22 protein-coding genes are annotated in these 26013 nt (G+C 68.9%); 8 read left to right on the plus strand and 14 right to left on the minus strand.

What is annotated here, in order from left to right; all coding sequences use genetic code 11:
- Positions 1-37 precede the first annotated feature (37 nt).
- From EOJ32_RS18570 to hpbA, 4 genes are all read right to left on the minus strand, one after another.
- Positions 38-1075, minus strand: a complete 1038-nt coding sequence (locus EOJ32_RS18570) for a glycine betaine/L-proline ABC transporter ATP-binding protein (protein WP_127899821.1) — start codon at positions 1073-1075, stop codon at positions 38-40.
- Complete coding sequence (locus EOJ32_RS18575; RefSeq protein WP_045983669.1) at positions 1075-2118, minus strand: proline/glycine betaine ABC transporter permease; 1044 nt, start codon at positions 2116-2118, stop codon at positions 1075-1077. The genes EOJ32_RS18570 and EOJ32_RS18575 overlap by 1 nt, the downstream gene beginning before the upstream one ends.
- A gap of 67 nt (positions 2119-2185) precedes the next feature.
- Positions 2186-3172, minus strand: a complete 987-nt coding sequence (locus tag EOJ32_RS18580) for an ABC transporter substrate-binding protein (protein ID WP_127899822.1) — start codon at positions 3170-3172, stop codon at positions 2186-2188.
- 42 nt (positions 3173-3214) lie between these two features.
- Complete coding sequence (hpbA, locus tag EOJ32_RS18585; protein WP_127899823.1) at positions 3215-5251, minus strand: N-methyl-L-proline N-demethylase HpbA; 2037 nt, start codon at positions 5249-5251, stop codon at positions 3215-3217.
- A 137-nt stretch (positions 5252-5388) separates the two neighbouring features.
- On the opposite strand from hpbA, the gene EOJ32_RS18590 reads away from it, so the two are divergent.
- Positions 5389-6024: a TetR/AcrR family transcriptional regulator gene (locus EOJ32_RS18590; RefSeq protein WP_127899824.1), complete on the plus strand. Its 636-nt coding sequence runs from the start codon at positions 5389-5391 to the stop codon at positions 6022-6024.
- Positions 6025-6028: 4 nt separating this feature from the next.
- Here EOJ32_RS18590 and EOJ32_RS18595 read toward each other — a convergent pair whose 3' ends face one another.
- The 9 genes from EOJ32_RS18595 to map form a co-directional block, all read right to left on the minus strand.
- The gene (locus EOJ32_RS18595; protein ID WP_127899825.1) at positions 6029-8617 is read right to left on the minus strand and encodes a nitrate reductase; all 2589 of its coding nucleotides are present in this window, start codon (positions 8615-8617) and stop codon (positions 6029-6031) included.
- Positions 8614-8940, minus strand: coding sequence for a nitrite reductase small subunit NirD (gene nirD, locus EOJ32_RS18600; RefSeq protein WP_127899826.1), 327 nt, complete (start codon positions 8938-8940; stop codon positions 8614-8616). Before nirD ends, EOJ32_RS18595 begins: the two co-directional genes overlap by 4 nt.
- Positions 8941-8950: 10 nt before the next feature.
- The gene (gene nirB / locus EOJ32_RS18605; protein ID WP_127899827.1) at positions 8951-11380 is read right to left on the minus strand and encodes a nitrite reductase large subunit NirB; all 2430 of its coding nucleotides are present in this window, start codon (positions 11378-11380) and stop codon (positions 8951-8953) included.
- 5 nt (positions 11381-11385) lie between these two features.
- The gene (locus tag EOJ32_RS18610; protein WP_371706290.1) at positions 11386-12180 is read right to left on the minus strand and encodes an ABC transporter ATP-binding protein; all 795 of its coding nucleotides are present in this window, start codon (positions 12178-12180) and stop codon (positions 11386-11388) included.
- A gap of 11 nt (positions 12181-12191) precedes the next feature.
- On the minus strand, positions 12192-13079 hold the full coding sequence (gene ntrB / locus EOJ32_RS18615) for a nitrate ABC transporter permease (protein WP_127899828.1): 888 nt from the start codon (positions 13077-13079) through the stop codon (positions 12192-12194).
- 4 nt (positions 13080-13083) lie between these two features.
- Positions 13084-14376 carry a CmpA/NrtA family ABC transporter substrate-binding protein gene (locus tag EOJ32_RS18620; RefSeq protein WP_127899829.1) on the minus strand — a complete coding sequence of 431 codons (1293 nt, stop codon included), beginning with the start codon at positions 14374-14376 and terminating at the stop codon, positions 13084-13086.
- Positions 14377-14643: 267 nt separating this feature from the next.
- Positions 14644-15816, minus strand: coding sequence for an ABC transporter substrate-binding protein (locus EOJ32_RS18625; RefSeq protein WP_127899830.1), 1173 nt, complete (start codon positions 15814-15816; stop codon positions 14644-14646).
- Entirely contained in the window at positions 15813-16394 is a 582-nt protein-coding gene (locus EOJ32_RS18630; protein ID WP_045981857.1) for an ANTAR domain-containing response regulator, read from the minus strand. The genes EOJ32_RS18625 and EOJ32_RS18630 overlap by 4 nt, the downstream gene beginning before the upstream one ends.
- Positions 16395-16497: 103 nt before the next feature.
- Positions 16498-17247, minus strand: a complete 750-nt coding sequence (map, locus tag EOJ32_RS18635) for a type I methionyl aminopeptidase (RefSeq protein WP_127899831.1) — start codon at positions 17245-17247, stop codon at positions 16498-16500.
- Positions 17248-17366: 119 nt separating this feature from the next.
- On the opposite strand from map, the gene EOJ32_RS18640 reads away from it, so the two are divergent.
- The 7 genes from EOJ32_RS18640 to EOJ32_RS18670 all read left to right on the plus strand — a co-directional run bounded on the left by EOJ32_RS18640 (position 17367) and on the right by EOJ32_RS18670 (position 24332).
- Positions 17367-18059: a GntR family transcriptional regulator gene (locus EOJ32_RS18640; protein ID WP_127899832.1), complete on the plus strand. Its 693-nt coding sequence runs from the start codon at positions 17367-17369 to the stop codon at positions 18057-18059.
- A gap of 52 nt (positions 18060-18111) precedes the next feature.
- On the plus strand, positions 18112-19062 hold the full coding sequence (locus EOJ32_RS18645) for a TRAP transporter substrate-binding protein (protein WP_371706313.1): 951 nt from the start codon (positions 18112-18114) through the stop codon (positions 19060-19062).
- 51 nt (positions 19063-19113) lie between these two features.
- A complete protein-coding gene (locus tag EOJ32_RS18650; RefSeq protein WP_127899834.1) occupies positions 19114-19614 on the plus strand; it encodes a TRAP transporter small permease in 501 nt (166 codons plus the stop codon).
- Entirely contained in the window at positions 19614-20891 is a 1278-nt protein-coding gene (locus EOJ32_RS18655) for a TRAP transporter large permease (RefSeq protein WP_045981853.1), read from the plus strand. Before EOJ32_RS18650 ends, EOJ32_RS18655 begins: the two co-directional genes overlap by 1 nt.
- Positions 20892-20901: 10 nt before the next feature.
- Positions 20902-21975 (plus strand): L-idonate 5-dehydrogenase, encoded by a 1074-nt coding sequence (locus EOJ32_RS18660; RefSeq protein ID WP_127899835.1) that lies wholly within the window; start codon positions 20902-20904, stop codon positions 21973-21975.
- Positions 21972-23189, plus strand: coding sequence for a mannonate dehydratase (gene uxuA, locus EOJ32_RS18665; protein WP_127899836.1), 1218 nt, complete (start codon positions 21972-21974; stop codon positions 23187-23189). The genes EOJ32_RS18660 and uxuA overlap by 4 nt, the downstream gene beginning before the upstream one ends.
- 69 nt (positions 23190-23258) lie before the next feature.
- Positions 23259-24332 carry a Fic family protein gene (locus EOJ32_RS18670; RefSeq protein ID WP_127899837.1) on the plus strand — a complete coding sequence of 358 codons (1074 nt, stop codon included), beginning with the start codon at positions 23259-23261 and terminating at the stop codon, positions 24330-24332.
- Here the strand turns inward: EOJ32_RS18670 and EOJ32_RS18675 are convergent.
- A complete protein-coding gene (locus tag EOJ32_RS18675; protein WP_240542597.1) occupies positions 24329-25507 on the minus strand; it encodes a replication initiation protein in 1179 nt (392 codons plus the stop codon). The two genes, EOJ32_RS18670 and EOJ32_RS18675, sit on opposite strands and share 4 nt — an antisense overlap.
- Positions 25508-26013: the final 506 nt, after the last annotated feature.

A 26013-nucleotide genomic window follows, 5' to 3' on the forward strand; every position in this document is an offset into this window, starting at 1 on the left:
TCTGGCGGTTCGGGCGCCAGCATGCACCGCGCGGCCGTCAATCGCCACCCATGCGCTGCGGCGGGACCAGCGCGCGGATGACCGCGCCCATGTCGACCATGCCCACCACCTGCCCGTCGCGCATCACCTGATAACGCCGCGCCGTGTCGCCGCGCGACAGGGCGATCACGCTTTCCAGCGTGTCGTCCGCATCCACCTGACCCGACGATGCGCCATCGCCCGGCCCCGTCATGACCGAGCGCACGCGCAGCACGCGGGCGCGGTTGATGTCGGCGATGAACGCCTCGATATAGGGATCGGCCGGGTTCAGCAGGATGCCCTGCGGCTCTCCCTGCTGGACCACCTGGCCGTCCTTCAGGATCACCAGGTGATCGGCCAGCTTCAGCGCCTCGTCCAGGTCGTGGGTGATGAAGACGATGGTCTTGTGCAGTTCCGCCTGCAGTTCCAGCAGCAGGTTCTGCATGTCGGTGCGAATCAGCGGGTCCAGCGCCGAGAACGCCTCGTCCATCAGCATGATCCCCGCGTTCGAGGTCAGCGCCCGCGCGATGCCCACCCGCTGCTGCATGCCGCCCGACAGCTGGTGGGGGAAATGCGCGCCGTATCCGCCCAGGCCCACCCGGTCCAGCCAGGCGCGGGCGTCGGCCTCGTATCCCGCGCGCGGCACCCCCTGCGTCAGCAGCGCCATGCCCGCGTTGTCCAGCACCGTGCGATGCGGCAGCAGCGCGAATTTCTGGAACACCATCGACATGGTCCGCCGCCGCAGGTCGCGCAGGCGGCGTTCGTTCCAGGTCAGGATGTTGTCGCCGTCGACCAGCACCTCTCCGGCGGTGGGTTCGATCAGCCGGTTCAGGTGGCGGATCAGCGTGGACTTGCCCGACCCGGACAGGCCCATGATGACGGTGATCTGGCCCTCGCGGATGTCCACGTTGATGTCGCGCAGGCCCAGCACGTGGTTGTGGCGCGCCAGCAGCTCGGGCTTGGACAGGCCCTCCAGCACCTGCGGCAGAACCGCGGCGGGCCTGCTGCCGAAGATCTTGTACAGATTGCGGATACGGATCTTGACCGGGGCATCCATCAGCGGCCGTCCCGGCTGACGTCGATGCGCGCCAGCGATGCCTTGGTCACGCGGTCCAGGATGATGGCCAGCAGCACGATGCCGAAGCCCGCCACCAGCCCCACGCCCAGTTCCAGGTTGCGGATGCCGCGCAGCACCAGCACGCCCAGGCCCGGCGCCGAGACCAGCGACGCGATGACCACCATCGCAAGGCTCATCATGATGGTCTGGTTCACGCCCGCCATGATGTTTGGCAGGGCCAGCGGGATCTGGACGCGCCACAGCTTCTGCCCGCGGGTCATGCCGAAGGCGTCGGCGGCCTCGATCACGTCGGGATCGACCAGGCGGATGCCCAGGTCGGTCAGGCGGATGACCGGAACGATCGCATAGAGAATGATTGCGATGCCGTACAGTTTGGGTTCGGTCACGCTGAACAGGAAGATCAGCGGGATCAGATAGACGAAGGCCGGCAGCGTCTGCAGCATGTCCAGCACCGGCGTGCCGATCCGGCGCAGCGCGGCGCTGCGCGACATGGCGATGCCGACCGGCACCCCGATCAGCACGCAGATGAAGGCGCAGACAAAGATGATCGCCAGCGTCTGCATCGCCTCGGTGTAATGGTCGACGAAGGCCAGGAACCCCAGGGACAGCGCCACCAGCCCGACCACGCGCCAGGACCGCGCCACCGCCCAGGTCACGGCCAGCAGCAGGGGCAGCATGATGAACCACGGCGTCGCCACCATCAGCCAGATCATCTGGCGCAGCATCCAGCTGAGCGGTTGGGTCACCGGGTCCAGCACGATGCGCAGCGCGTCGCGCGCCGACAGGAACGCACGTTCCAGACCCAGGGTCAGGTCGCGCGTCTGCCAGATCGCACCGCAGGCCGCGTGCAGGTTGTTCAGCGACGGCAGCGGCAGGTCCCACCACGACCCCGCCGGTGCGGCCGAACCGCCCGATGCCCGCGCCATCAGGTCGGCCATCGACATCGGCCCGCCCCCTCCGCCGCCCGCGTCGCACCATGCCCTCAGCCCCAGGGCGTCGAACAGCCCGTCATAGGTCGCCATGTCAGTCCCCCGATGGATGCGCGTCCGCCAGGCCGGGCCGGGGATCGCCCCGGGCCCGGCCCGCCGGTCAGTTCTGGCCCAGCAGGGCCGACAGCTTGCCCTTGGCGTCGTCCGACAGCCAGCCGGACCAGGCGTCGGTGTTGGTGGTCAGGTAATGGACCGCCACCTCCTCGGCCGATGCGCTGTTCTCGTCCTGCCAGGCCAGCAGGGTGTTCAGCTCGTCGGTCTTGAAGGTCATCTTGCGCAGGAACTCGACCACCTCGGGCTGCTCGTCCACCAGGGCGGCGGTGACGGCGGTGACACTGGGCGCCTCGGGGAAATCGGACACCTGCGGGTCGGGCGCGTTCGGGTTCTGCAGCGGCGTGAACTTGGCCTCGTCATAACCGCCAAGGTCGATCCGGGTCATGTCATACTTGCCAAGCGGCACGGTGGGGCCCCAGTAATAGCCGAACCAAGGCTCCTGCGCGCTGACCGCCGATCCCATCGACGATGCCAGCGTTTCGCCCGACCCGTGGTTGAACACCTCGATGCCCGCACCCTCCAGGTCCAGCGCGCGGATCAGGTTGTCGCTGACCACGCGGCAGCCCCAGCCTTCGGGGCAGTTGTTGAACCGCCCCACCAGCTGGGGATTGTCCAGCACGCCCTGGATGGTGGTCAGTTCGGGATGCGCCTCGGCCAGATAGGTGGGGATCCACCAGCCCTCGATCCCGCCCGGGTCCAGGACGTTGGCCAGCGTCACCATGGTGCCCTCGGCCTCCAGCCGGGTATAGGCCTCTCCGGCCGAATTCAGCCAAAGGTCGGTGACGATATCCGGCTCTCCGTTCTCGGCGACCGAGGTGATGGCCGGGATGGTGTCCGACTTGACCAGCGTCACGTCGCAGCCATAGCCCTGCTCCAGCAGGAACTTGGCCACCTCGGTGATGATCTCGGCCGAGGTCCAGCCCATCTGCGCGATCGACAGATCACCGCAGGTCCCCGGTGCGTCCTGCGCCGCGGCGGGCACCGCAAGCGCGGTGCCCAGGGCCAGGGTCGTCATGGATAGAAGATGTCTCATCGTCAGTCTCCCGGTTGATGTCGGTTGGGGCGCCATGGCCCGTCAAAGGTCCTTGACCAGCCGCAGCGCGTCATAGATCGCGGCATGGGTGTTGCGGGCGGCGACCGCGTCGCCGATGCGGAACAGGCGGAACCGCCCGTCGGGGTTCGCGGCGACATCCTGCGCCCCGCCCGCGATCATCGCGTCGTAATCGACCGCGCCCAGATTGCGCGACAGGGGCTTGAGGTCGAAATACAGATCGTCCAGCGGTCGCGTTCCATGGTTCACCACCACCTGATCGACCAGCCTTTCGCGGGTCATGTCGCCATAGTCGCTGCCAAGCGTGGCGCGCAGGCGATTGCCGTCGCGCACCACCGACACCAGGCGCCAAGTCACGGTGAAGGTCACATCCCGGCGCTGCAGGCTGCGCATGTAGGGGACCAGGTTCATCGCCATGACCTCGGGGGCGAAGGCGCGGTCGGGGGTCACGATCTCCACCCGCGCGCCGGTGGCGGCGATGATGTCGGCGGCCTGCAGGCCCGCATGGTCGCCCGCGTCGTCAAAGATCAGCACGTCCTGGCCCGGTTTCACATCGCCCGACAGGATGTCCCAGGCCGAACAGACCAGGTCGTTGCCCGCGCCCAGCACCTCGGTATGGGGCAGCCCGCCGGTGGCCACGATCACCGCGTCGGGGTCGGTGGCCAGCACGTCGTCCACCTCGGCATAGCTGTTGAAGCGGAACGACACGCCGTGCTTTTCGCACATCGCCATCCGCCACGAGATGATCGAGATCATCTCGCGCCGCCGCTCCTGCTGGGCGGTCAGGCGGATCTGGCCGCCTGGCTTGTCCGAGGCCTCGAAGACGGTCACGGCATGCCCGCGTTCGGCGGCCACGCGCGCCGCCTCCAGCCCGGCGGGACCGGCGCCCACGATCGTCACGCGGCGCCTATCGGACGCGGGCGGGATGTCGTGAGGCATCGTCTCCTCGCGCCCGGTCGCGGCGTTGTGCAGGCAGAAGGCCAGCCCGCCCTGATAGATGCGGTCCAGGCAATAGTTCGCGCCGACGCAGGGGCGAATGTCATCCTCGCGGCCTTGGGTGATCTTGCGCACCAGATGCGGGTCGGCCATGTGCGCCCGCGTCATGCCCACCATGTCCAGCAGGCCCGCGGCGATGGCATGACGCGCGGTCGCGACGTCGGGGATCTTGGCGGCGTGAAAGGTCGGAAACCCCGTCTCGGCCCGGATCCGGCCCGCGAATTCCAGATGCGGCGCGTTGCGCATGCCCTGCACCGGGATCAGGTCGGTCAGCCCGGCATCGGTGTCGATATGGCCGCGCACCACGTTCAGGAAATCGACCAGCCCGCTGTCCTTCAGCAGATGCGACACCCGGAACCCCTCCTCGGCACCCATGCCGCCGGCCAGCACCTGATCGCCGGTATAGCGCAGGCCGACGATGAAATCCGGCCCGCAGCGGTCGCGGATCGCGCCCAGCACCTGCATCGTGAAACGCAGGCGGTTCTCCAGGCTGCCGCCCCACGGTGCCTCAAGGTCGTTGGTCAGGGGCGACCAGAACTGTTCCAGAAGGTGGCCATAGGCCTCCAGCTCGATCCCGTCGACGCCCGCGGCCTGCATCCGTTCAGCGGCATCCGCGAAATCGCGGGTGATGCGGGTTATGTCCCAATCCTCGATCCGCTTGGGAAAGGCGCGATGGGCGGCCTCGCGTTCGTGGCCGGGGGCCACCACGGGCAGCCAGTCGCCCTTGTCCCACCGGGTGCGCCGGCCCAGATGCGTCAGCTGGATCATCACCGCCGCGCCGTGGTCGTGGCATTCATCGACCAGCTTGCGCATCCATCCAACGACCTCGTCCTTGTAGGCCAGGATGTTGTTGAAGACCGGCGGGCTGTCGCGCGACACCGCCGCCGACCCTGCCGTCATGGTCAGCGCCACCCCCGCCCGGGCCCGTTCGACATGATAGGCGCGATAGCGATCCTTGGGCATCCCGTCCTCGGGATAGGCCGGTTCATGGCTGGTGATCATGATCCGGTTGCGCAGGGTCAGATGTTTCAGCCGATAGGGCTGCAGAAGGGGGTCTTGGGACATCCGTGCCTGCCGTTGGGGAAACCGATCAGGGCCATACGGCGCAAAATGTTCACCTGTGTCAAATAAAAAGACATCACTGCATACTTTGGGCGGAGTGATGTCTTGCAGGGGTTGCGGCCACCGCCTAGGGTTCCCGCATGGATGCACAGGAAATGGCCGGCGCGGGCTGGCGGGGATCGCGGGACGGCTGGCTGGAGGCGGGCTATCGCGCGCTGATCGAAGGCGGCGTGGACGCGGTCAAGATCATGCCGCTGGCGCGCCAGCTGAACCTGTCGCGCACCAGCTTCTACTGGTTCTTTCACGACCGCGAGGCGCTGCTGGCCGCCCTCTTGGATGGCTGGCACGCCCGGACCACGGTGCCCCTGATCGCGGCAACGCGCCAGTATGCCGAAACCCAGGCCGAGGCGATGCTGAACGTCCTGTGCTGTTTCCTGACACCGGGCGTCTTTGATTCGCGGCTGGAATTCGCGGTGCGCAGCTGGGCGTTGCAGGACCAGGCGGTGGCCGACCGCGTCACGGTCGCCGATGCCACGCGCATCGCCGCGCTGACGCGGATGATGGCGCATTGGGGCCATGACCCGATGTCGGCCGATGTCCGCGCGCGCACCATCTATCTGGTCCAGATCGGCTACATCTCGATGCAGTCGTCCGAGGACATCGAGACCCGCCTGTCGCGCATCCCGTCCTATGTCCAGATCTATACCGGCGCCGCCCCCGAACCGCGCGAGATCGCCCGTTTCAACGCGCGCCTCCGACGCGACGGGGCGGCATAGGCGGCTATTCCGCCGCCTGCAGCCGCGCCGCGCCGGCCAGCAGGGCCGCCAGTTCCGGGCGGCACGATCCGCAATTGGTGCCCGCACCGGTGGCCTGGCCCAGGGCCGCGACGCCGGCGCATCCCTGGCCGATCGCCTGACGGATCGTGTTCACCCCCACGCCAAGGCAGGCACAGACGATCGCGCCCGGATCGAGCATGTCCGACCGGGGCCGCCCGGCCAGCGCGCCCGCCGGGGCCCCGCCCAGCATCGCGGCCAGGTGCGACCGCGACAGCGCCACGGGCCGGGGGCCGACGAACAGCGCCGCCGCCAGCCGGCCGTCGCGGTGAAAGGCCATGCGGTGCAGACCGCGCGCCGGATCGCCCATCTGCTGGGCGGGCGCGCCCAGGCCCAGCAGCCGCTGCGCCCAGTCCTGCCAGTCATCGGGGGCGCGGGTGCCCGCCATCTCGACCTGCCAGCCGCCGGGCAGACGGCTTTGCGCCCAATAGGCGCAGTCCGGCGAAACCGGCGCGTCGCTGACCAGGAACGCGTGCCACGCGGCCGCGAACCGCTCCACCGTCACCGCCGCCGCCTTGCTGGCCGGCTGGCCCGAAACGGGATCGACCTGCGCCGCGACCAGCGCGTCGATGCGCCCGGCCGATGCGCTCTGCCCGCTCCAGTGGATCGGGGCGAAAGGGTGGGCGGGGCGCACGGCGTCGCTGATCATCACGCGCAGGATGGCGCGGCCCTGCGGGCTGTCCACCTGCGCCAGATCGGCGGCGGCCAGCCCAAGGCGCCCGGCATCGTCCGGATGCAGGTGCAGATAGGGTTCCGCCAGGTGCCGTGCCAGGCGGGGCGACAGGCCGGTCCGGGTCATCGTGTGCCACTGGTCCCGCGTGCGCCCGGTGTTCAGCAGCATCCGCCCCACGGGGTGATCGGGCAGCCGGGCCGTGACCGGCACCATCCGCGCCCGCCCGTCCGGCGTGTGGAACCGCCCCGTGCCAAAGAACCGCCCCGCACGCTGCGCGGGCCCCTGGGGCCAGTGGACGGGCGCCAACGCCTCGTAATCCGCGCCCGCAAGGTCCGAGATGTCGAAATCACCGCCCAGGGCGCCCGCCACGCCCGACAGCGCGGCATGTTCCGCAAAGATCTGCGCAGGCTCGGTCCAGCCGAAGCCGCGGAACCCCATGCGGTGCGCCACCTGCGCCACCGCCCACCAATCGGGCCGCGCCTGCCCCGGCGCCGGCAGGGCGGCGCGCTGGCGGCTGATCAGGCGTTCGGAATTGGTGACCGTGCCGTCCTTTTCGCCCCATGCCGTCGCCGGCAGCAGCACATGGGCCAGCCGCGCGGTGTCGGTGTCGGGCCAGGCCTCGCTGACGACGGTGAAATCGCAGGCGGCGATGGCGCGGGCCACGCGGTCCGCGTCGGGCATGGTGACGGCAGGGTTGGTGTGGATGATCCACAGCGCCTTGATGCGCCCCTCCTCGACCGCGTGGAACAGGTCGACGGCCTTCAGGCCCGGGCGGTCGGCCATCCGTGGAGCATCCCAGAATGCCCGGATGGCATCGCGGTGGTCGGGGTTCTCCAACTCCAGGTGACAGGCAAGCATGTTCGACAGGCCGCCGACCTCGCGCCCGCCCATGGCGTTGGGCTGGCCGGTGACACTGAACGGACCCATGCCCGGATGCCCGATGCGGCCCGTCGCCAAGTGGCAGTTCAGGATCGCGTTGACCTTGTCGGTGCCGGTGTCGGACTGGTTGATGCCTTGGGAATAGACGGTGACGACCCGGTCGGTTGCCGCCCACATCTCCAGGAACGCGGACAGGTCGCACGGCTCCAGACCGGTAGCGGCCGGGTTGGCGCGGCGCGCCGCGCTCAGCGCCACGTCTAGCCCCGCGACATGGGGCATGAACCCTGCGTCGATCCGGCCCGTGTCGAACAGATGGCACAGAAGCAGGTTGAACAGATGCGCGTCCGCCCCCGGCCCGATCGCCAGATGCAGGTCGGCCCCCTCGCAGGTCGCTGTGCGGCGCGGGTCGATGACGACGATGCGCATGTCGGGTCGCGCGGCCTTGGCGGCCATCAGCCGCTGGTGCAGGACCGGGTGGCACCAGGCCAGGTTCGACCCGGTCAGCACGACCAGATCGGCCAGCTCCAGATCCTCGTAAAGGCCCGGCACGGTGTCGCTGCCAAAGGCCCGGCGGTGTCCCGCGACGCTGGACGCCATGCAGAGCCGGCTGTTGGTGTCGATATTCGCGCTGCCGATGAAACCCTTCATTAGCTTGTTGGCGACATAGTAATCCTCGGTCAGCAACTGGCCCGAGACATACATGGCCACCGAATCCGGCCCGTGATCGCGCACCGCCGCGGCAAAGCGGTCGGCAACCAGGTCCAGCGCGCGGTCCCAGGGCGCCTCGGCCCCGTCGATGCGCGGGGTCAGCAGGCGGCCTTGGGTGGCGACGGTCTCGCCCAGGGCGGCACCCTTGACGCAAAGGCGGCCGCGGTTCGCGGGGTGGTCCGGGTCGCCCCGGACCGTCAGCCCGCCCTGCCCGTCCGGGGTGGCCAGCACCCCGCAGCCGACCCCGCAATAGGGACAGGTCGTACGGATCGTCATGCAACCCGCCTCAGCGCGCGGGCGTCCAGCCAGATGCGCCCGCCCTGGACCCGGACGGGATGGGTGGCGACCTGGCCGCGATCGGTGCCCTGCGCCTGTCCGGTGGCCAGGTCGAACACCCAGTTGTGCAGCGGGCAGGTGACCTGGGTGCCATGCACGATCCCCTCGGACAGGGGGCCGCCCTTGTGCGGGCAGCGGTCGTCCAGCGCAAAGACCCGGTCGTCGGCGGTGCGGAACACCGCGACGCAACCGTGCGGGGTGCGGACCACGCGGGCGCCCTGCGGCGGGATGTCGTCCAGTGCGGCGATGTCGATCATGCTCATGCGATGGTCCTCATTCGGCGGCCCTCAGGGTCAGGTCGGCCACGGGGGCCCATTCGGCGGGACGGGCGGCGTGATCGGCCCAGGGGTCAGTCTGATAGATCGCCTGGCTTTCCGCGAACCGCGCCACCAGCGCGGCACGCGTCCCGGCATCCGCCACCTGATCGCGGCACCAGTCCAGCCCCACCTTGTCCACCCATCTGTAGATGCGGTGCAGATAGCGGGCGTTCTCGCGGTACAGCTGCACGAACGCGGCGGTGACATCGCAGACCTCGTCGGCGGTCGCGACCGTCAGCAGGGGCACCGTCTCGCGCACGTCCATGCCGGCGGCGCCCGCCACGCTGATCTGGAACCCGCTGTCGACGCAGATGATGCCGATGTCCTTGCAGGTCGCCTCGGCACAGTTCCTGGGACAGCCCGACACGCCCAGCTTGACCTTGGCGGGCGTCCACGACCCCCACAGCAGCTTCTCCAGCCGAATGCCCAGACCCGTCGAATCCTGCGTGCCAAAGCGGCAGAACTGTTCGCCCACGCAGGTCTTCACCGTGCGCAGACCCTTGGCATAGGCATGGCCCGAAACCATCCCGGCATCGTTGAAATCAGCCCAGATCGCGGGCAGATCCTCCTTCCGGACGCCCAGCAGGTCGATGCGCTGGCCGCCGGTGACCTTGATCATCGGCACCGCGTATCGGTCGGCGGCATCCGCGATGGCGCGCAATTCCGCGCTGGTGGTGACGCCACCCCACATGCGGGGGACGACGGAATAGGTGCCGTCCTTCTGGATGTTGGCGTGGTTGCGTTCGTTGACGAAACGGCTCTGCCGGTCGTCGCGGTATTCCGTGGGCCAATCCGCGATCAGGTAATAGTTCAGCGCCGGGCGGCAGGACGCACAGCCGCCGACCGTGCGCCAGCCCAGATCCTGCATCACCGCCGGGATGGATTTCAGCCCCATTGTCTTGATCAGGCGGCGCACGTCCTCATGCGTGTGGTCGGTGCATTTGCACATCGGCGGGTTGGCGTTGGCCGCGAAGCCGTCTCCCAAGGTCAGCGCCATGACCTGTTCGACCAGTCCCGTGCAGGTCCCGCAGGAGGCGCTGGCCTTGGTCAGGCCCCGCACCGCGTCCAGGCTGTGCGCGCCGCCCTCTATCGCCTTGGTGATCTGTCCCTTGCAGACGCCGTTGCAGCCGCAGATCTCCGCCTCAGGCGGCAAGGCTGCAACGGCTGCCAGAGGGTCCGCTTGGGCCCCCCCGGCGAATGCGGGGCCAAAGATCAGCGTGTCGCGATCCGCCGTGATGTCCGCCCCGCTGCGGATCTTGTCGAAGAACCATGCCCCGTCGGCCGTGTCGCCATACATGACGGCGCCGATCAAGCGGTCACCCTCCAGGATCAGGCGTTTATAGATGCCGCGGCCGGGGTCGCGGAACACGATGTCCTCGCGTCCCGGCGCATCCGCGAAATCGCCTGCGCTGAACAGGTCGCAGCCGGTGACCTTCAGCTTGGTCGCGGTCTGAACGGGCTGGAACGCGGCATCCTGCCCCGCCAGCGTCGCGGCCAGAACGCGGGCCTGATCGTAAAGCGGCGCGACCAGGCCGAACAGCTGCCCGTCATGTTCGACGCATTCGCCAAGGGCAAAGATCGCCGGGTCGCTGGTCCGCATCTGGTCGTCGACGGTGATACCGCGCGCGACTTCCAGACCTGCATCGTTGGCCAGCCGCGTCTCGGGGCGGATGCCCACGGCCATGCAGACCAGATCGGCGGGATAGACGGTCCCGTCTTCCAGCAGCACCGCCTCCACGCGATCGGTCCCCAGGATCGCCTTGGTCGCGCCCTTGCAATGGACGCGGATGCCGCGCCCCTCCAGGTCGCGCTGCAGCAGATAGGCGGCGGCAGGGTCCAGCTGGCGTTCCATCAGGTGGCCCATCAGGTGGATCACGGTAACCTCCGCGCCGCGCGCGGCCATGCCGGCGGCGGCCTCCAGCCCCAGCAGACCTCCGCCGATCACGACCGCCCTGGCACCGGGGCGGCTGGCCGCGATCATCGCGTTGGTGTCCTCCAGATCACGATAGGCGACGACGCCGGACAGCCTGTGCCCCGGCAGCGGGATGATGAAGGGCGCCGACCCGGTGGCGATGACCAGCGCGTCATAGGGCACGGGCCCGTTCGCGCCCTGCACGACCCGTGCGTCGCGGTCGATGGCGGTCACGCTTTCGCCGAACCGGCAGGTGACGCCCTGCGCCGCGTACCAGGCATCGTCATGGGTGACGATCTGGTCATAGGTCTTGTCGCCCGACAGGACCGGCGACAGCATCAGCCGGTTGTAGTTGCCGCGCGGTTCCGCGTTGAACAGGGTGACGTCCCACTGGCCGGGGGCCATGTCGAACAGATGCTCCAGCATCCGGCCCGAGGCCATGCCCGCGCCGATGACGACCAATTTTCGTGCCATGATGCCTACTCCGCGGCTTCGACAAAGCGGTGGCGCTCGTACAGGAACCGCAGGACCGATTCGCGGGCGCGCACGTAGTCGGGCTGGCTGGCCAGCCGGATGCGGTCGCGCGGGCGGGGCAGGTCGACGGTGACGACCTCTCCGATGGTGGCGGCGGGGCCGTTGGTCATCATCACGATGCGGTCGGCCAGCAGCACGGCCTCGTCCACGTCATGGGTGATCATGATCATGGTGTTGCCAAGCCGCGCGTGGATCTCCATCACCGCGTCCTGCAGATGCGCGCGGGTCAGCGCGTCCAGCGCGCCGAAGGGTTCGTCCAGCAGCAGGACCTTGGGCTCCATCGCCAGGGCGCGGGCGATGCCGACCCGCTGGCGCATCCCGCCCGAGATCTCGGCCGGGCGCTTGTCGGCGGCATGGCTCATCTGGACCAGGTCCAGGTTCTGCATGATCCAGTCGTGGCGTTCCGCGCGGGTCTTCGTGCGGCCGAAGACCTTGGTCACCGCCAGCTTGATGTTGTCATAGACCGTCAGCCAAGGCAGCAGGCTGTGGTTCTGAAAGACCACGGCCCGGTCGGGGCCCGGCGCGTTGACCTCGCGCCCGTCCAGGGTGATCGCGCCGCGGGTCACGTCGGTCAGGCCGGCGACCAGGTTCAGCAGGGTCGACTTGCCGCAGCCGGAATGGCCGATGATGCTGACGAATTCGCCCTTGTCGATCGTCAGGGTGATGTCGGACAGCACATGCGCCGTCCTGGACCCGTTCGCAAAGGATTTGGACAGGTGTTCGATGGACAGGTATTTCATGATCATTCCCCTTACGCGGCCGTGCCGCGAGAGACGACGCGTCCGATCCAGCCGACCAGACGATCCAGGATGAAGCCCGTGCCGCCGATATAGGCCAGGGCCACGATGATGTCGCTGAGGCGGGACGAATTCCACGCGTCCCAGATGAAGAAGCCGATGCCCACGCCGCCGGTCAGCATCTCGGCCGCGACGATCGCCAGCCAGGACAGGCCCACCCCGATGCGCAGCCCCGAAAAGATGTAGGGGGCCGCGGCGGGGACCATGATCTTCCAGAAAAACTCGATCTGGTTCAGGCGCAGCACGGCGGCGACGTTGCGGTAATCCTGCGGTATGGCGCGCACGCCCGCGGCGGTGTTGATGATCACCGGCCAGATCGCGGTGATGAAGATCACGAAGATCGCCGACGGCCCGCTGTCCATGAAGGCGGCCAGGCTGATGGGCAGCCAAGCCAGGGGCGGCACCGTGCGCAGGATCTGGAAGATCGGATCGAAGCCGCGCATCATCAGCGCCGACTGTCCGATGACCGCGCCGGTCAGCACGCCCACCACCGCGGCCAGGCCAAAGCCATAGGCCACCCGCTCCAGCGAGGTCAGCACGCGCCAGCCCAGTCCGATGTCCTGGGTGCCATAGACGTAGAACGGCTCCAGGATCAGAAAGCCGCTGTCGATCCAGACCTGGACCGGCGTGGGCAGGCCGCTGCCCTCGCCCGATGCGCCGACCTGCCAGATCGTCAGCAGGACGACCAGCACGGCCAGGGGGGGCAGGACGCCGGCGGCCAGCGCCTGGCCGCGCTTGCGCCAGGCGGCCCGGCGGGGGGTGCTGCGGGGGGGCAGCGCCACGACGGGGGCTGCGGGTTTCGGGGTCAGGTCCAGCTTTCGCTTGAGGGCTGTGACGTTCATCGGATCACACCATCGCCTTGATGGACTGCGCGTCCAGATAGGCGTCCGGGTCCGCCGGATCGAAGGTCTTGCCGTCGAAGAACGTCTCGACCCCGCGGCTGTCGCCGAAATCGGGCGTCAGGCCCAGGCCCGCGGCGGCGGCCAGCCACAGGTCGCTGCGGTTGGTGCCGTTCACCAGGGCGGCCGTGTCCAGATCGCCCGGCAGGTATCCCCACCGCTTGTTTTCGGTGACGAACCACGCATCCAGCGATTTCCAAGGATAGGACGTCTCTCCGTTCCGGCCCCAGAACTTCATCGCCAGCTCGGGGCGCAGTTCGTCGCGGCCGTTGCCATAGTCGATCTGGCCCTGGATGCGGCCGACGATGTCGGCCACGGGGACGTTGTACCATTGGCGGCGGCCGATGATCTCGGCCATCTCCTGCTTGTTCTCGGGCAGGTCGCACCACATCTGGGCCTCCATCACCGCCATCATCAGCGCGACGGTGGCATTGGGGTTGGCGTCCACCCAATCGGCCCGCATCCCCAGGATCTTCTCGGGATGGCGCGCCCACAGTTCCCCGGTCGTGGCGGCGGTGAAGCCGATGCCCTGGTTCACCAGCTGCTCGTTCCACGGCTCTCCGACGCAGAAGGCCTCCATGTTGCCGACCTTCATGTTGGCGACCATCTGCGGGGGCGGCACCACGATCAGGTCGACGTCCCGGGTCGGGTCGATGCCGCCCGCCGCCAGCCAGTAGCGTATCCACAGATCATGCGTGCCGCCGGGGAAGGTCATCGCGACGGGGATGTCCTCGCCCGCGGCGCGGCGGGCGGCGAAGATCTCCTTCAGCGGGCTGCTGTCGATGCCCACGCCGCTGTCGGCATAATCCTGGCGCACCGACAGGCCCTGCCCGTCCTCGTTCAGGTTCAGCAGCGTGTACATCGCCAGGGGCTGGCCGTTCTGCATCACGCTGCCGGTGGAGTACAGGTGCACCTTGGGGCGCAGGATGTGGCCGCCGTCGATGCCGCCCGATGCCGACCCCAACGCCATGTTGTCGCGCGTGGCCCCCCAGCTGGCCTGCTTTTCGACCCGCACGTCGGGCATGCCGTATTTCGCGTAAAGCCCCTTTTCGGACGCGATGATCAGCGGCGCGCTGTCCGTCAGGGCGATGTAACCCAAGGTGCAGCCGGTGACCTCGGGCGTGCCGGGGGTGGCGGCCCATGCCCCGGCGGGCAGGGCCAGGCGGGCGGCGGCCATCGTGGCCATCGCGCCGGTGGCCTGCAGGAAACGGCGGCGCGAGGGGGACGTGATCTGGGTCATGGGGGCTGGTCCTTGGACTGGCGCGCAGCAGGGCGCACGAACACGAAAGGCCACCTGCCGCGGCCCTGCGGACAGGGCACGATCAGATGGCGTCATTGCCTAAAGATGGGGAACCGCATCCTTGCGGCCGGGGGTCAAACGCGGTGCGCCGTTGCATCCGCCTTTCCCCGATCATTCGCGGCGCCGGGGCCTCGGTCAAGCCTGCGGGGCGTGTCCGCCCCCCCTGCCCCGCCCATCGCCGCGATTTGCGCCAGCCTGCCCGCGAATTCAGCGCCGCGCGAACGCCGCGTCGAACCGGTGGCCGTCGAAGAACGCATCGGCGCCCAGAATCATCCGGCCCTGTTCGGTGGCCACCGGGGTCGGGGCGACCATCGCGCCCTCGACCTTGGCGGATGCCGCGGGCAGGTCGGCCCCCGCCTCGCGCAGGTGGCGGCGATAGAGGTCGGTGCGGAAACAGGCGGCCGCCCGCGCCATCGCCCATTCGGGGTCCAGCCCGTGCCGCGCGGCCAGGCGCGCGCCCAGCATCGCGGCGATGCTGCGCCACGGGAACGTCGCGCCTTGCGCGTGAAAGCGGATGAAGCCCGGACAATCGCGCAGATCGCCTTCGGGCGTGACATGCAGGCGGCCCAGCAACCCGCGTTCGCACAGTTCGGGCGGCAGGTTCAGCCAGTCGGGGCGCGACAGGATCTCGGCCGCGGTGCCGCGGTTGCCGGGCTGGTCCAGCCAGCGGCCCGCCCGCCACAGCGCCCGCATCAGCCGGCCCGTGGGGTCGGGATGGCCTTCGGCAAAGGCGCGGGTCATCACCAGCCCCTTTTCCGGCGGCGCAGCCCAGATGGCGGACCCCGGCAGCAGCAGCGCGCCGACGCCGCGTTCCACCGCGCGCGACGCCCAGGGCTCTCCGACGCAATAGGCGTCGACCTCCTCGGCGGCCAGGGCATCGGCCATCAGGGGCGGCGGCACGGTATGGATGGACAGCCGCGCGGCCAGCCCGGTCCCGTCCAGCCAATGCCGCACCAGTTCGGCCTGGGTCGAGAACGGGAACGGCACCCCCACTCGCAGCGGCCCCGGATGCGCGCGCGCCAAGGCATCGCGCGCCGCGCGCGGATCACGGAAATCGAACCCGTGGCCCTGGCCCTTCAGCCGCGCGGCGATGGCCCGCGACACGGCGATGGCCTGCCCGCCCTGCGACAGGACCATCAGCAGATCCAGGTCGGGGAAGGCCGGGCCCAGCCCCAGCCCCTGCGCGATGGGCAGCGGCACCAGCATATGCGCGGCGACCACCGCCCCGGTGCCCAGCATGTCGCGGCATTGCGCCCAGCTGCCGGCGCGGACCAGGTCCAGGTCCAGCGCCTCCTCGGCGGCGAAACCCAGCTCGCGGGCGATGATCAGCGGCGCGGCATCGGTCAGCGGCACATAGCCAAGGCGCAGGCGGTCGGTCATGTCAGCAGCCCCGCCGCCATCACCAGCTGCTGGGCGATGTCGGCCACGCGGCGCTTCTGGTCCATCGCGGTCTTGCGCAGCAGGGCATAGGCCGCCTCCTCGTCGATGCCGCGCGCCTTCATCAGGATGGCCTTGGCGCGGTCGATGATCTTGCGCTCCTCCAGCGCGGCCTTGGTGGCGGCCAGTTCGGCGCGCATCTTGTGGAACAGGTGGAACCGCGCGATGGCCGCGTCCAGGATCGGCTTGATGCGGTCGCGCTGCAACCCGTCCACGACATAGGCGGACACGCCCGCCTCGATCGCGGTGCGGGTCAGCTGTTCGTCCGACCGGTCCACGAACATCGCCACCGGCCGGTCCAGCGGCCCCGAGGCCAGGGCAAGCTCCTCCAACACGTCGCGCGACGGGTCGGCGACGTCGATCAGCACGATGTCGGGCTGCGCCTGCGCGATGCGCCGCGCCAGGCCCGTCTCCTCGGCGATGACGGTGATCTGGTGATCGCCGGACGCGCGCAGCCCGTCGACGATCCTGATCGCCCGGTCCCGGTCGCGTTCGACCACGATGATTGACAGCCGCTCCATCCCGCCACTGACGACCGCGCACGGGGCGATGGCAAGCCCCGCCCGCCCCCGCCGGGGCCTGCCGGCGCGAACTGCCCGATCCGTGGGCAGCGGTCGGGGACGCTCAGTGCGGCAGGGTGACGATGATCGCCCCGCGCTCGGTCGCGACGACGGTGTGTTCGTACTGCACGACGGGCGCGCGGGGCTGGCTGAACAGGGTCCATTCGTCGCGCCCCTCGGCGGCGCGCACACCGCCGCGCGACAGGAACGGCTCGACCGTCAGCACCAGGCCGCGGTCGATGCGGCGGCGGTCGCCCGTGGTGGGCCAGGTCGCGATGACCTCGGGCGCCTCGTGCAGGGCGCGGCCCACGCCGTGGCTGGCCAGGTTGCGGATCAGCGTATAGCCGCGCGCCGCGGCAAAGCGGCCGATGGCGTTGCCGATCCCGTCCAGCGGCCTGTCGGCGCCCACCTGCGCGATGCCGACCTCCATCGCGCGCCGGCCGTCGCGGCACAACCGCTCGATGGCGGGCGCCACGGCGCCCACGGCAAAGCTGGCCCCGGTATCGGCAAAGAACCCGTCCTTGGAGGCCGACACGTCGATGTTGACCAGATCGCCCGCGGCGATCACCCGGTCGCCGGGGACACCATGCGCGATCTCCTCGTTGACGCTGATGCAGGTCGCGCCGGGGAAGCCATAGCTGTCCTCGGGCGCAGGCACCGCGCCCGCGCGTTCCAGCAGGGCACGGCCGATCCCGTCCAGCTCGCGCGTGGCCATGCCCGGCTCCATCGCGCGGGCCATCGCCTGCAGGGTCGTGGCCACGATCCGGCCGATGGCCTGCAACCCCTCCAGCTCTGCCTGATTCGTGACCGTCATCGCGCCCTCCGCCCTTGGTGCCGGTCCAAGCATAGCGCCTGCACCCGCACCCGGCATCCCGAAAAGACACTTTACTGGTATGGTAGTATAGTGTAGTGGTCGCTACCGAGGAGATCACCATGGCCACGCCGTTCCGCACCCGTCCCGAGCCGCTGCCCCAGACCCGCGTGAACGCGGCGTCGCAGCTGGCCGACCGGTTGCGCGCGGCGATCATGGACAACAGCCTGCCCCCCGATACCCGACTGTCCGAGGTCGAGACCGCCCAGCAATACGGCGTCAGCCGCCAGCCCGTGCGCGAGGCGTTCATCGCGCTGGCGGGTCAGGGCCTGCTGGACGTGCGCGCGCAGCGGGGGACCTTCGTCACGCGCATCTCGCTGGCGGCGGTGATGGACGCGCGCTTCGTGCGCGAGGCGATCGAGGCCGACATCGTCAAGCTGCTGGCCGTCGACCCGGACCCCGCGCTGATCGCGGACCTGGACGCCCAGCTGACCCGCCAGATGGATCTGATCGGCGGATCGGCCCGCGATTTCATGGACGCGGACGAGCTGTTTCACCGCACCCTTGCCGAAGGCGCGGGCAAGGCCAGCGCCTGGCGCGTCGTGGTCGAGATGAAGGCCCAGATGGACCGCGTCCGGTTCCTGTCCAGCCGGCATTTCCCCGTCGACCGCCTGATCGACCAGCATCTCGCGCTGGTCGCAGGCATCCGGGCGGGCGATGCGCCGCGCGCCGAAGGGGCGATCCGCACCCATCTGCGCGGCATCCTGGACGACCTGCCCGTCATCCGGGCCGACTGCCCGGACTATTTCACCTGATCCCGGCCCCGCCGGACAATCCTTGGAGGAGGACACCATGACACCGACCCGCATGATCGCCATCACCCTGGCCGCCGCGCTGACCACCAGCACCGCGATGGCAGCCGACGTCACGCTCAAGCTGGGCCACCTGGCCAACGAGGAGAACATCTGGCACAAGGCCGCCCTGCATTTCGCCGAGGAGGTCGCCGCCGGGACCGAGGGCCGGGTCGAGGTCCAGGTCTTTCCGAACGAATCCCTAGGCAAGGAGATCGACGTCATCAACGGCATGCAGCTGGGCACCGCCGACATGACCATCACCGGCGAAAGCCTGCAGAACTGGGCGCCCAAGGCCGCGCTGCTGGCGCTGCCCTATGCCTACCGCTCGCTGGAGCACATGGACGAGGTCGCCTCAGGCGAGATCGGCGACCAGATCGAGGCCGAGATCATCGCCAATGCCGACATCCGCCCCCTGACCTATTTCGCGCGCGGTCCGCGCAACCTGTCGGCCAACCGCCCCATCACTACCCCGGACGAGCTGAACGGCTTCAAGCTGCGGGTGCCCAACGTGCCGCTGTTCGTGACCGCCTGGCAGGCGCTTGGCGCGAACCCGACGCCGATGGCCTTCTCCGAGGTCTTCACCTCGCTGCAGAACGGCACGATCGAGGGGCAGGAGAACCCGCTGGCGCTGTTCCAGTCCGGCGGCTTCTACGAGGTGCAGAAGACCGTGAACCTGACCGAGCATGTCCGGTCCTGGATCTATCTGACCATCTCGGAGAACGCCTGGAACAAGCTGTCCGAGGACGACCAGGCCGCCGTGCAGGCCGCCGCCGACAGCACCCAGGCCTTCGAGCGCGAGCTGTTCCTGACCGACGAGAAGGAGCTGATCGCCGAGCTGGAGGCCGCGGGCGTGACCTTCGTCGAGGTCGACCAGCAGGCCTTCGCCGATGCCGCCCGCGACGCGGTGATCGGTGCCGTGGACGCGGACATCCGCCCGCTGGCCGAACAGATCTTCAACAACTGATGGCAGGGCGGCGGGGCGCACCCTGCCCCGCCCGTCCCCCGGAGACATCCCATGACACAGGCATTCAAGGGGTTGGAGGGGCTGTGCCGCCTTCTGATCCTCGTGGCGTTCCTGCTCTTGTCGGCATCGGTCCTGCTGCAGGTCTTTGCGCGCACCTTCCTGTCCACCGCCCCCGTCTGGACCGAGGAGCTGACCCGGTTCTGCCTGATCTACATCGGTGCCCTGGGCGCCGGTCTGGCGCTGCGCAGCGGCGACATGGTGAACGTCGACCTTCTGTGCGAAAGCCTGCCGGGCCGCTGGCCGTGGCGTCTGCGGCTGGTCAGCGCGGTGCTGACCGCGCTGTTCGCCGGCGGCCTTCTGGCGGCGGCGTGGCAATACACCCGCGTGGGCCTTCGCCAGACCGCACCCTCCCTGGGATGGCGGATGGATTTCCTGCATGTCACCATGCTGATCCTGTTCGTCACCCTTGGCCTGTGGGCGCTGATGCGCATCTTCGAGATGCTGACCGGCCGCCATGACGGACGCGCCATCCCCATATCGGAGGACCTGTGATGGGACTGACCCTGCTTCTGGGCGTGTTCGTGCTGGGGCTGGCCATCGGCCTGCCGGTGGCGGTGACGCTTGGCCTGTCGTCGATGGCCTATCTGCTGTTCGCGGACATCCCCTTGGTGGTGATCCCGCAAAAGATGTATGCGGGCATGGACAGCTTCGTGCTGCTGTGCATCCCGGGCTTCATCCTGGCGGGCAACCTGATGAATTCGGGCGGCATCACCGAACGCATCATCCGCTTTGCCAATGCGCTGGTCGGGTGGATGCGCGGCGGGCTGGCCCAGGCCAACATCGCGGCCTCCATGCTGTTCGGCGGCATCTCGGGCACCGCGGTGGCCGACGTCGCCTCGGTCGGCGGCATGATGATCCCCGGGATGAAGCGCGCGGGCTATCCCGGCGCGTTCTCGGCCGCGGTCACCGCGGCGTCGTCGACGGTGGGCCCGATGATCCCGCCAAGCGTGCCGATGATCATCGTGGGCTCGCTGTCGGGCATGTCGGTGGGCAAGCTGTTCCTGGGCGGGGCCATTCCGGGCATCGCCATGGGCGTGGCGATGATGATCACGACCGTCATCCTGGCCCGCAAGCACGGCTTTCCTCGCGAACCCTGGCAGGGGCTGCGCGAACTGTTCACCTCGTTCACCGGGGCGATCTGGGCCATCGCCATGACCGCGCTGATCGTGGGCGGCCTGCTGACCGGCATCACCACGCCCACCGAAACCGCCATCGTGGCCTGTCTCTATGCGATGCTGGTGGGCCTGTTCATCTATCGCGAACTGCCCTGGCGCGCGATCCCGCGCATCATCACCAACAGCGCCATCAGCTCGGCCGGCATCCTGGTGCTGGTGGGCACAGCCAACGTCTTCGGCTGGATCCTGGTGTCGGAACGCATCCCGCAGATGCTGGCCGACGGGGTGCTGTCCATCACCGACAACAAGTTCGTGGTGATCCTGCTGATCAACCTGCTTCTGCTGTTCGTCGGCATGTTCATGGAAACCATCGCGGCGCTGATCATCCTGTTCGTGCCGCTGCAGACGCTGGCCCTGGCCGTGGGCATCGACCCGCTGCACTTCGCGGTCTTCGCGGTGATGAACCTGATGATCGGGCTGACCACGCCGCCGGTGGGGGTGTGCCTCTTCGTGGCCGCCAACATCGCGCGCCTGCCGCTGTCGCCGGTGATCCGGGCGATCACGCCCTATATTGTCACCAACCTGATCATGCTGCTGATGGTCAGCTATTTCCCGCCGCTGTCCACCTGGCTGCCCAACCGCCTGATGCCGTAAGGAGGTCACCATGACCCAGACCCGATGCGTCCGCCTGAACGGCCAGGACGACCTGACCATCGCCGCCACCGATCTGCCCACCCCCGACCGGGGGCAGGTCCGCGTCGCCGTCCTGGCCGGCGGCATCTGCGGATCGGACCTGCATTACTGGCAGGAGGGCGGCATCGGCACGATCCGCGTGCGCGAACCGATCATCCTGGGCCACGAGGCCGCCGGCCGGATCGAGGCCGTGGGCCCCGACGTCACCCACCTGCAGGTAGGCCAGTTGGTCGCGATGAACCCCTCGCATCCCTGCGGGACCTGCGATTTCTGCCAGGCCGGGCTGCCGCATCACTGCATGGCGATGCGGTTCAAGGGCTCGGCGATGTATCTGCCCCACGAACAGGGGATGTTCCGCGACGGCATCACCATCGGCGCCGCGCAGTGCCACCCCCTGCCCGACACCGTCACCCCCGGCGCCGCCGCCTGCGCCGAACCGCTGGCCGTGTGCCTGCACGCCGCCAACCGCGCCGAGGCGATCGCCGGACCCCTTGCGGGCAAGACCGTCCTGGTCACGGGCGCGGGGCCGATCGGCGCGCTCTGCGTGGCGGTGGCCCGCCTGCGCGGGGCCGCGACGATCATCGTGACCGACATCCAGGACGCCACCCTGGCCGTCGCGCGCCGGATGGGCGCCGACCATGCGGTGAACCCCGTGGCCGACCCCGATGGCCTGGCGGAATGGCAGCAGGACAAGGGCCGCGTCGATCTGGTCTTCGAATGCTCGGCGGCGGCATCGGCCATCCGCGACGCGGTGGCCTGCCTGCGCCCGCTTGGCGCGTTGGTCCAGGTCGGCGTGGCGGGGCCCACGCCCCTGCCCCTGAACCTGATGGTCGGCAAGGAGATCCTGTTCGTGGGCTCTCATCGGTTCGACACGGAATTCGCCGATGCGGTGGGGCTGATCGGCACCGGCGCCATCGACCCCCGCCCGATCATCACCGCCACCTTTCCGATGAGCGACGCCGAAACGGCGTTCCGGACCGCCGCCGACCGCGCGCGGTCGGTCAAGGTGCAACTTTCCTTTGCTGAAGAAGAGACCCAATCATGAGACAGACCTGGCGCTGGTTCGGACCCAAGGACCTGGTGTCCGTCGACGACATGCTGCAGGCGGGCGTCCAGGGCGTCGTGACCGCCCTGCACCACGTCCCCACCGGACAGGTCTGGCAGCCCGACCAGATCGCGGACCGCCAGGCCCAGCTGGCCGTGATGCGCGACGGCGCGCCCTCGGGCCTGGCATGGGAGGTCGTCGAGAGCCTGCCCGTATCCGAGGACATCAAGCGCCAGACCGGCGACTGGCGGGCCCATATCGAGGCGTGGAAGACCTCGATGCGCAACCTGCACGCGGCAGGCCTGCGGGTCATCTGCTACAACTTCATGCCGATCCTGGACTGGACGCGGACCGACCTGGTCTATCGGCTGCCCAACGGCGCGACCTGCATGCGCTATGACGCGATCGACTTCGCGGCCTTCGACCTGTTCATCCTGCAACGCCGCGGCGCGGCCGACGACTATGCCCCGCAGATCGCCGAAACTGCCCGCGCGCGGCTGGCCACCATGTCGGACGACCGGCGCGAACAGCTGACCGGCAACGTGGTCTTCGGCCTGCCGGGTGCCGCCGAACGCATGACCCTGGACGACGTCAAGGACCACCTGGCGCGCTATGACGACATCAGCCCCGACCGCCTGCGCGCCCATCTGGTCGATTTCCTGGCCGAGGTGACGCCCCTGGCGCAGGAGCTGGGCATGCGCCTGTGCTGCCACCCCGACGATCCGCCGTTCCCGCTGTTGGGCCTGCCCCGCATCATGTCGACCGAGGCCGATTATCGCGCCGTCATGGATGCGGTGGACCTCTCCGCCAACGGCATCACGCTGTGCACCGGATCGCTCGGCGCGCGCGCCGACAACGACCTGCCGGGCATGATGGCGCGCTTGGGCGACCGGGTGCATTTCCTTCATCTGCGCAACGTCGCGCTGGAGGAGACCCATCTGGGCGGGTCCTTCCACGAGGCCGCGCATCTTGAGGGCAACACCGACATGGTCGCGATGATCGCCGCCATCCTAGCGGAGGAGACCCGCCGCCGTGCAGAGGGCCGCGACGACTGGCAGATCCCCTTCCGCCCCGATCACGGCCAGGACATCCTGGATGACCAGTCCCGCAAGGCGCAGCCCGGCTATCCCGCCATCGGTCGCCTCAAGGGCCTGGCCGAACTGCGCGGAATCGAGACCGCGCTGTCCCATCCGCTGGTGGCGCAGCGCGGCTGAGGTGATTGGACGGGTTATTCGCATCATGAAACGCCTTGTCATGATGCGAATAACCGCCATAATCCCCTCATGCAGATCTGGGAAAGCCCTGCCTGGCCCAATTTCCGCCACGACCCCTCCCTGACCGAGGGGCGGCTGGCGGCGTTTTCCGCACGCCTCGGCGCCATCACCGGCCTGCACCACGCCCTGACCCCCGACGAACGGCGCGAGGCCTTCCTGCGCGCGGTCACGACCGAGGCCGTGTCCTCCTTCGCGATCGAGGGGGCCAGCCTGCCCGCGGCCCAGATCCAGGCCTCGGTCGTGGCCTCGATGGCGCATCGGGGTGCCGAACCCGTGCGGCGCAGCGACGCCATCGCCGACCTGATGCTGCAGGCCCGCGCCGGGGGGCCGCCCTTGGACACCCCCACCCTGTGGCACTGGCACCGCCTGCTGTTCCACGGGCTAGAGGTCGAGGACAAGGGCCGCTGGCGTCGCTTTGCCATGGTCATCACCCGCAGCGCGACCGCCGGCCGGGACGAGGTCCTCTATGCCGCGCCCCCTGCCGACCGCGTCCCCGCGATGATGGACGATTTTCTGACAGCCCTGCAGACCGACGACCGCCCCGCGCCGATCCGCGCGGCGCTGGCGCATCTGTGGTTCGAATCCATCCACCCCTTCTCGGACGGCAACGGGCGGCTTGGCCGGGCGCTGGTCGAACATGTCTTCGCCCGCGACGGGGCCGCCCTGCCCTTCTCGCTGTCGCGCCAGATCGAGGCCGACAAGCGCGGCTATTACGCGGTGCTGCAGGCCGGGCGGCAGGTGGTGGGCGCGGCGATCGACGCCACGCCCTTCGTGATGTGGTTCCTGGACCGGCTGATCGCGGGGGTCGACGATGCGGTCACGGACGCCCGCTTCCTGGTGGCGCGCAACGCCTTCTTCCTGCGCCACCGCCCCCCGCCGCGCGCCGAACGCGTGCTGCGCCGCCTGTTCGCCGAAGGCCCGGCCCGCGTGGCCCAGGGCATCTCTGCCGCCCCCTACGGGCGCATCGCGGGCGTGTCCGCCGCGACCGCCACGCGCGACCTGACCGACCTGGAGGCCGCCGGAATCCTGCGCCGCGGCCCCGAGGGCGGCCGGTCGACCCGCTATCTTCTGGTGATGGCCTAGCCGAACAGGCCCGGCGACATGTCTTCCCAGAACGCCCCGATCCGGGCGGCGTTCAGGGGCGACATCCAGCCGTGGCGCTCGAAATCGGCGCGCGCGGCGCGGTCGGTCAGCTGGCTCAAGAACAGCCGCCGGTCGGCGTCGCGCTGCGTCGGGGTGCGCTGGCGGATCACCTCCAGGATGCGGCGCAGCCGTTCGGCCTGCGGGTTGGGCGGTTCGACCGTCACCGGGTCGGGCGTGCCGAAATCGCCGTCCAGCGCGGCGCTGAGATAGCCCACCTTGCTGACCACGTTCCGCCGCGCCTCGACGTAATCCAGCTTGGCCGACACGACCTCCTCGCCATGCGCCGACAGCCATTGCCGCGCCAGCCGGTCGCTGACCCCAAGCGCGCGCAGCCGGCCATAGACGGCGCCGTGCCGCGCCCCCTCGCCGTCGTCCATGTCCAAAATCGCCAGCTGCGGGTTCTCGGTGATCAGGAACCGGATATGAGTGACCGCCCTGCCCTGCTTCTTGGTCTCGGGCGTCAGGATGATGTTCGAGGTCTTGTTCACCTCGCTCACGGCGGGCTTGATGATCTTGGCGTTCAGCTGCTTGAACACCTCGTAATAGGCCGACCCCTCGACTCCCATCAGCCGCCGGAACAGATCCAGCGGCCACCACCCCGTCGAGCCGGTCCGCACGAAGCGATAGCAGTTCTCGTACAGCGCCAGCGCATGCCCGGAGGTGAACCGCCGCTGCATGTTGAGGTTGATCAGCGCAAAGACCTTGGGGTCGTGCAGCTTCTCGGCCAGGGCCGGGGAATAGGCGTATTCGCAGATCCCGCCCTTCAGCTTGGCATAGCTCAGCAGGCTGGACACGCCCCATTCCTGACGCCCCTTGTCGTCCAGCATGTCCCATTCCGCGACGGTCTCGACCAGCCCGCGCAGCGACTGCTTCAGCGTGTCCATGTCGTTGCTGTTGTACCCGATCATCAGGCACAGGGTCCGCGCGTCGATCTGGTGGCTGGGCCGCGACATCAGCGTGTCATAGGCGTTCAGCAGCAGCACGTTGGACAGCTTGCGCTGCAGCAGCGTCAGCTTGCCCGACACGTGGATCGCCGCCACATGCTTCTTGACCGCACCGCGCCTGAGCGCGCCGGACAGCTGGTCGCGGGGGATGTCGTCCATGAGGTCTGCCATTGTCCTGCCTGTCCCTATGCTGCCGCAAAAGGCACCCTGCGGCAACAGCCTTTCAGGCACCCTTGCCGCGACTGTCGCCATCCCGAAGACGGGCACCTTGCAACGCAGGCGTCGCACTAAGGCACCCGTTTCCGGGACGGACACCCCTGGCAAACCGTGCCCCGTGGGCTTTTTCTGCCCCAAACAGGCCCCTCCCGTTCCCCGGCACCCCTCAACCCGAGAATCGGCGCCCCTCCCCCTGTTCCCGGGCACCCGTCATCCCGGATAAGGGTCCCCTTCGTCCTGCATATGGGTTCCGAACTAAATTCAGCTCATTGAAAGTACTATATTCTTTTATCGCAAAGACTCTAAAGTCTCTAAACAAGATACAAGCTTTAGGCGGCTGCTTTTTCTGATTTGAGAAGGGTTTCGCGGCGAAACCGGGCAATTTTGTTCCCAACCGAGGGATGATGTGCGATAGAAAGTGCAGTACGCCTCGGAACACGATACATCGCAGCAGGAACGAG

Source organism: Paracoccus sp. Arc7-R13 (assembly GCF_004010775.1).
GTDB lineage: Bacteria > Pseudomonadota > Alphaproteobacteria > Rhodobacterales > Rhodobacteraceae > Paracoccus > Paracoccus marcusii.

Excerpts from the sequence above, each read along its gene's own strand:
- EOJ32_RS18570 (WP_127899821.1), bottom strand. The coding sequence starts at position 1,075 with ATGGATGCCCCGGTCAAGATCCGTATCCGCAATCTGTACAAGATCTTC.
- EOJ32_RS18575 (WP_045983669.1), bottom strand. The coding sequence starts at position 2,118 with ATGGCGACCTATGACGGGCTGTTCGACGCCCTGGGGCTGAGGGCATGG.
- EOJ32_RS18580 (WP_127899822.1), bottom strand. The coding sequence starts at position 3,172 with ATGAGACATCTTCTATCCATGACGACCCTGGCCCTGGGCACCGCGCTT.
- hpbA (WP_127899823.1), bottom strand. The coding sequence starts at position 5,251 with ATGTCCCAAGACCCCCTTCTGCAGCCCTATCGGCTGAAACATCTGACC.
- EOJ32_RS18590 (WP_127899824.1), top strand. The coding sequence starts at position 5,389 with ATGGATGCACAGGAAATGGCCGGCGCGGGCTGGCGGGGATCGCGGGAC.
- EOJ32_RS18595 (WP_127899825.1), bottom strand. The coding sequence starts at position 8,617 with ATGACGATCCGTACGACCTGTCCCTATTGCGGGGTCGGCTGCGGGGTG.
- nirD (WP_127899826.1), bottom strand. The coding sequence starts at position 8,940 with ATGAGCATGATCGACATCGCCGCACTGGACGACATCCCGCCGCAGGGC.
- nirB (WP_127899827.1), bottom strand. The coding sequence starts at position 11,380 with ATGGCACGAAAATTGGTCGTCATCGGCGCGGGCATGGCCTCGGGCCGG.
- EOJ32_RS18610 (WP_371706290.1), bottom strand. The coding sequence starts at position 12,180 with ATGAAATACCTGTCCATCGAACACCTGTCCAAATCCTTTGCGAACGGG.
- ntrB (WP_127899828.1), bottom strand. The coding sequence starts at position 13,079 with ATGAACGTCACAGCCCTCAAGCGAAAGCTGGACCTGACCCCGAAACCC.
- EOJ32_RS18620 (WP_127899829.1), bottom strand. The coding sequence starts at position 14,376 with ATGACCCAGATCACGTCCCCCTCGCGCCGCCGTTTCCTGCAGGCCACC.
- EOJ32_RS18625 (WP_127899830.1), bottom strand. The coding sequence starts at position 15,816 with ATGACCGACCGCCTGCGCCTTGGCTATGTGCCGCTGACCGATGCCGCG.
- EOJ32_RS18630 (WP_045981857.1), bottom strand. The coding sequence starts at position 16,394 with ATGGAGCGGCTGTCAATCATCGTGGTCGAACGCGACCGGGACCGGGCG.
- map (WP_127899831.1), bottom strand. The coding sequence starts at position 17,247 with ATGACGGTCACGAATCAGGCAGAGCTGGAGGGGTTGCAGGCCATCGGC.
- EOJ32_RS18640 (WP_127899832.1), top strand. The coding sequence starts at position 17,367 with ATGGCCACGCCGTTCCGCACCCGTCCCGAGCCGCTGCCCCAGACCCGC.
- EOJ32_RS18645 (WP_371706313.1), top strand. The coding sequence starts at position 18,112 with ATGATCGCCATCACCCTGGCCGCCGCGCTGACCACCAGCACCGCGATG.
- EOJ32_RS18650 (WP_127899834.1), top strand. The coding sequence starts at position 19,114 with ATGACACAGGCATTCAAGGGGTTGGAGGGGCTGTGCCGCCTTCTGATC.
- EOJ32_RS18655 (WP_045981853.1), top strand. The coding sequence starts at position 19,614 with ATGGGACTGACCCTGCTTCTGGGCGTGTTCGTGCTGGGGCTGGCCATC.
- EOJ32_RS18660 (WP_127899835.1), top strand. The coding sequence starts at position 20,902 with ATGACCCAGACCCGATGCGTCCGCCTGAACGGCCAGGACGACCTGACC.
- uxuA (WP_127899836.1), top strand. The coding sequence starts at position 21,972 with ATGAGACAGACCTGGCGCTGGTTCGGACCCAAGGACCTGGTGTCCGTC.
- EOJ32_RS18670 (WP_127899837.1), top strand. The coding sequence starts at position 23,259 with ATGCAGATCTGGGAAAGCCCTGCCTGGCCCAATTTCCGCCACGACCCC.
- EOJ32_RS18675 (WP_240542597.1), bottom strand. The coding sequence starts at position 25,507 with ATGGCAGACCTCATGGACGACATCCCCCGCGACCAGCTGTCCGGCGCG.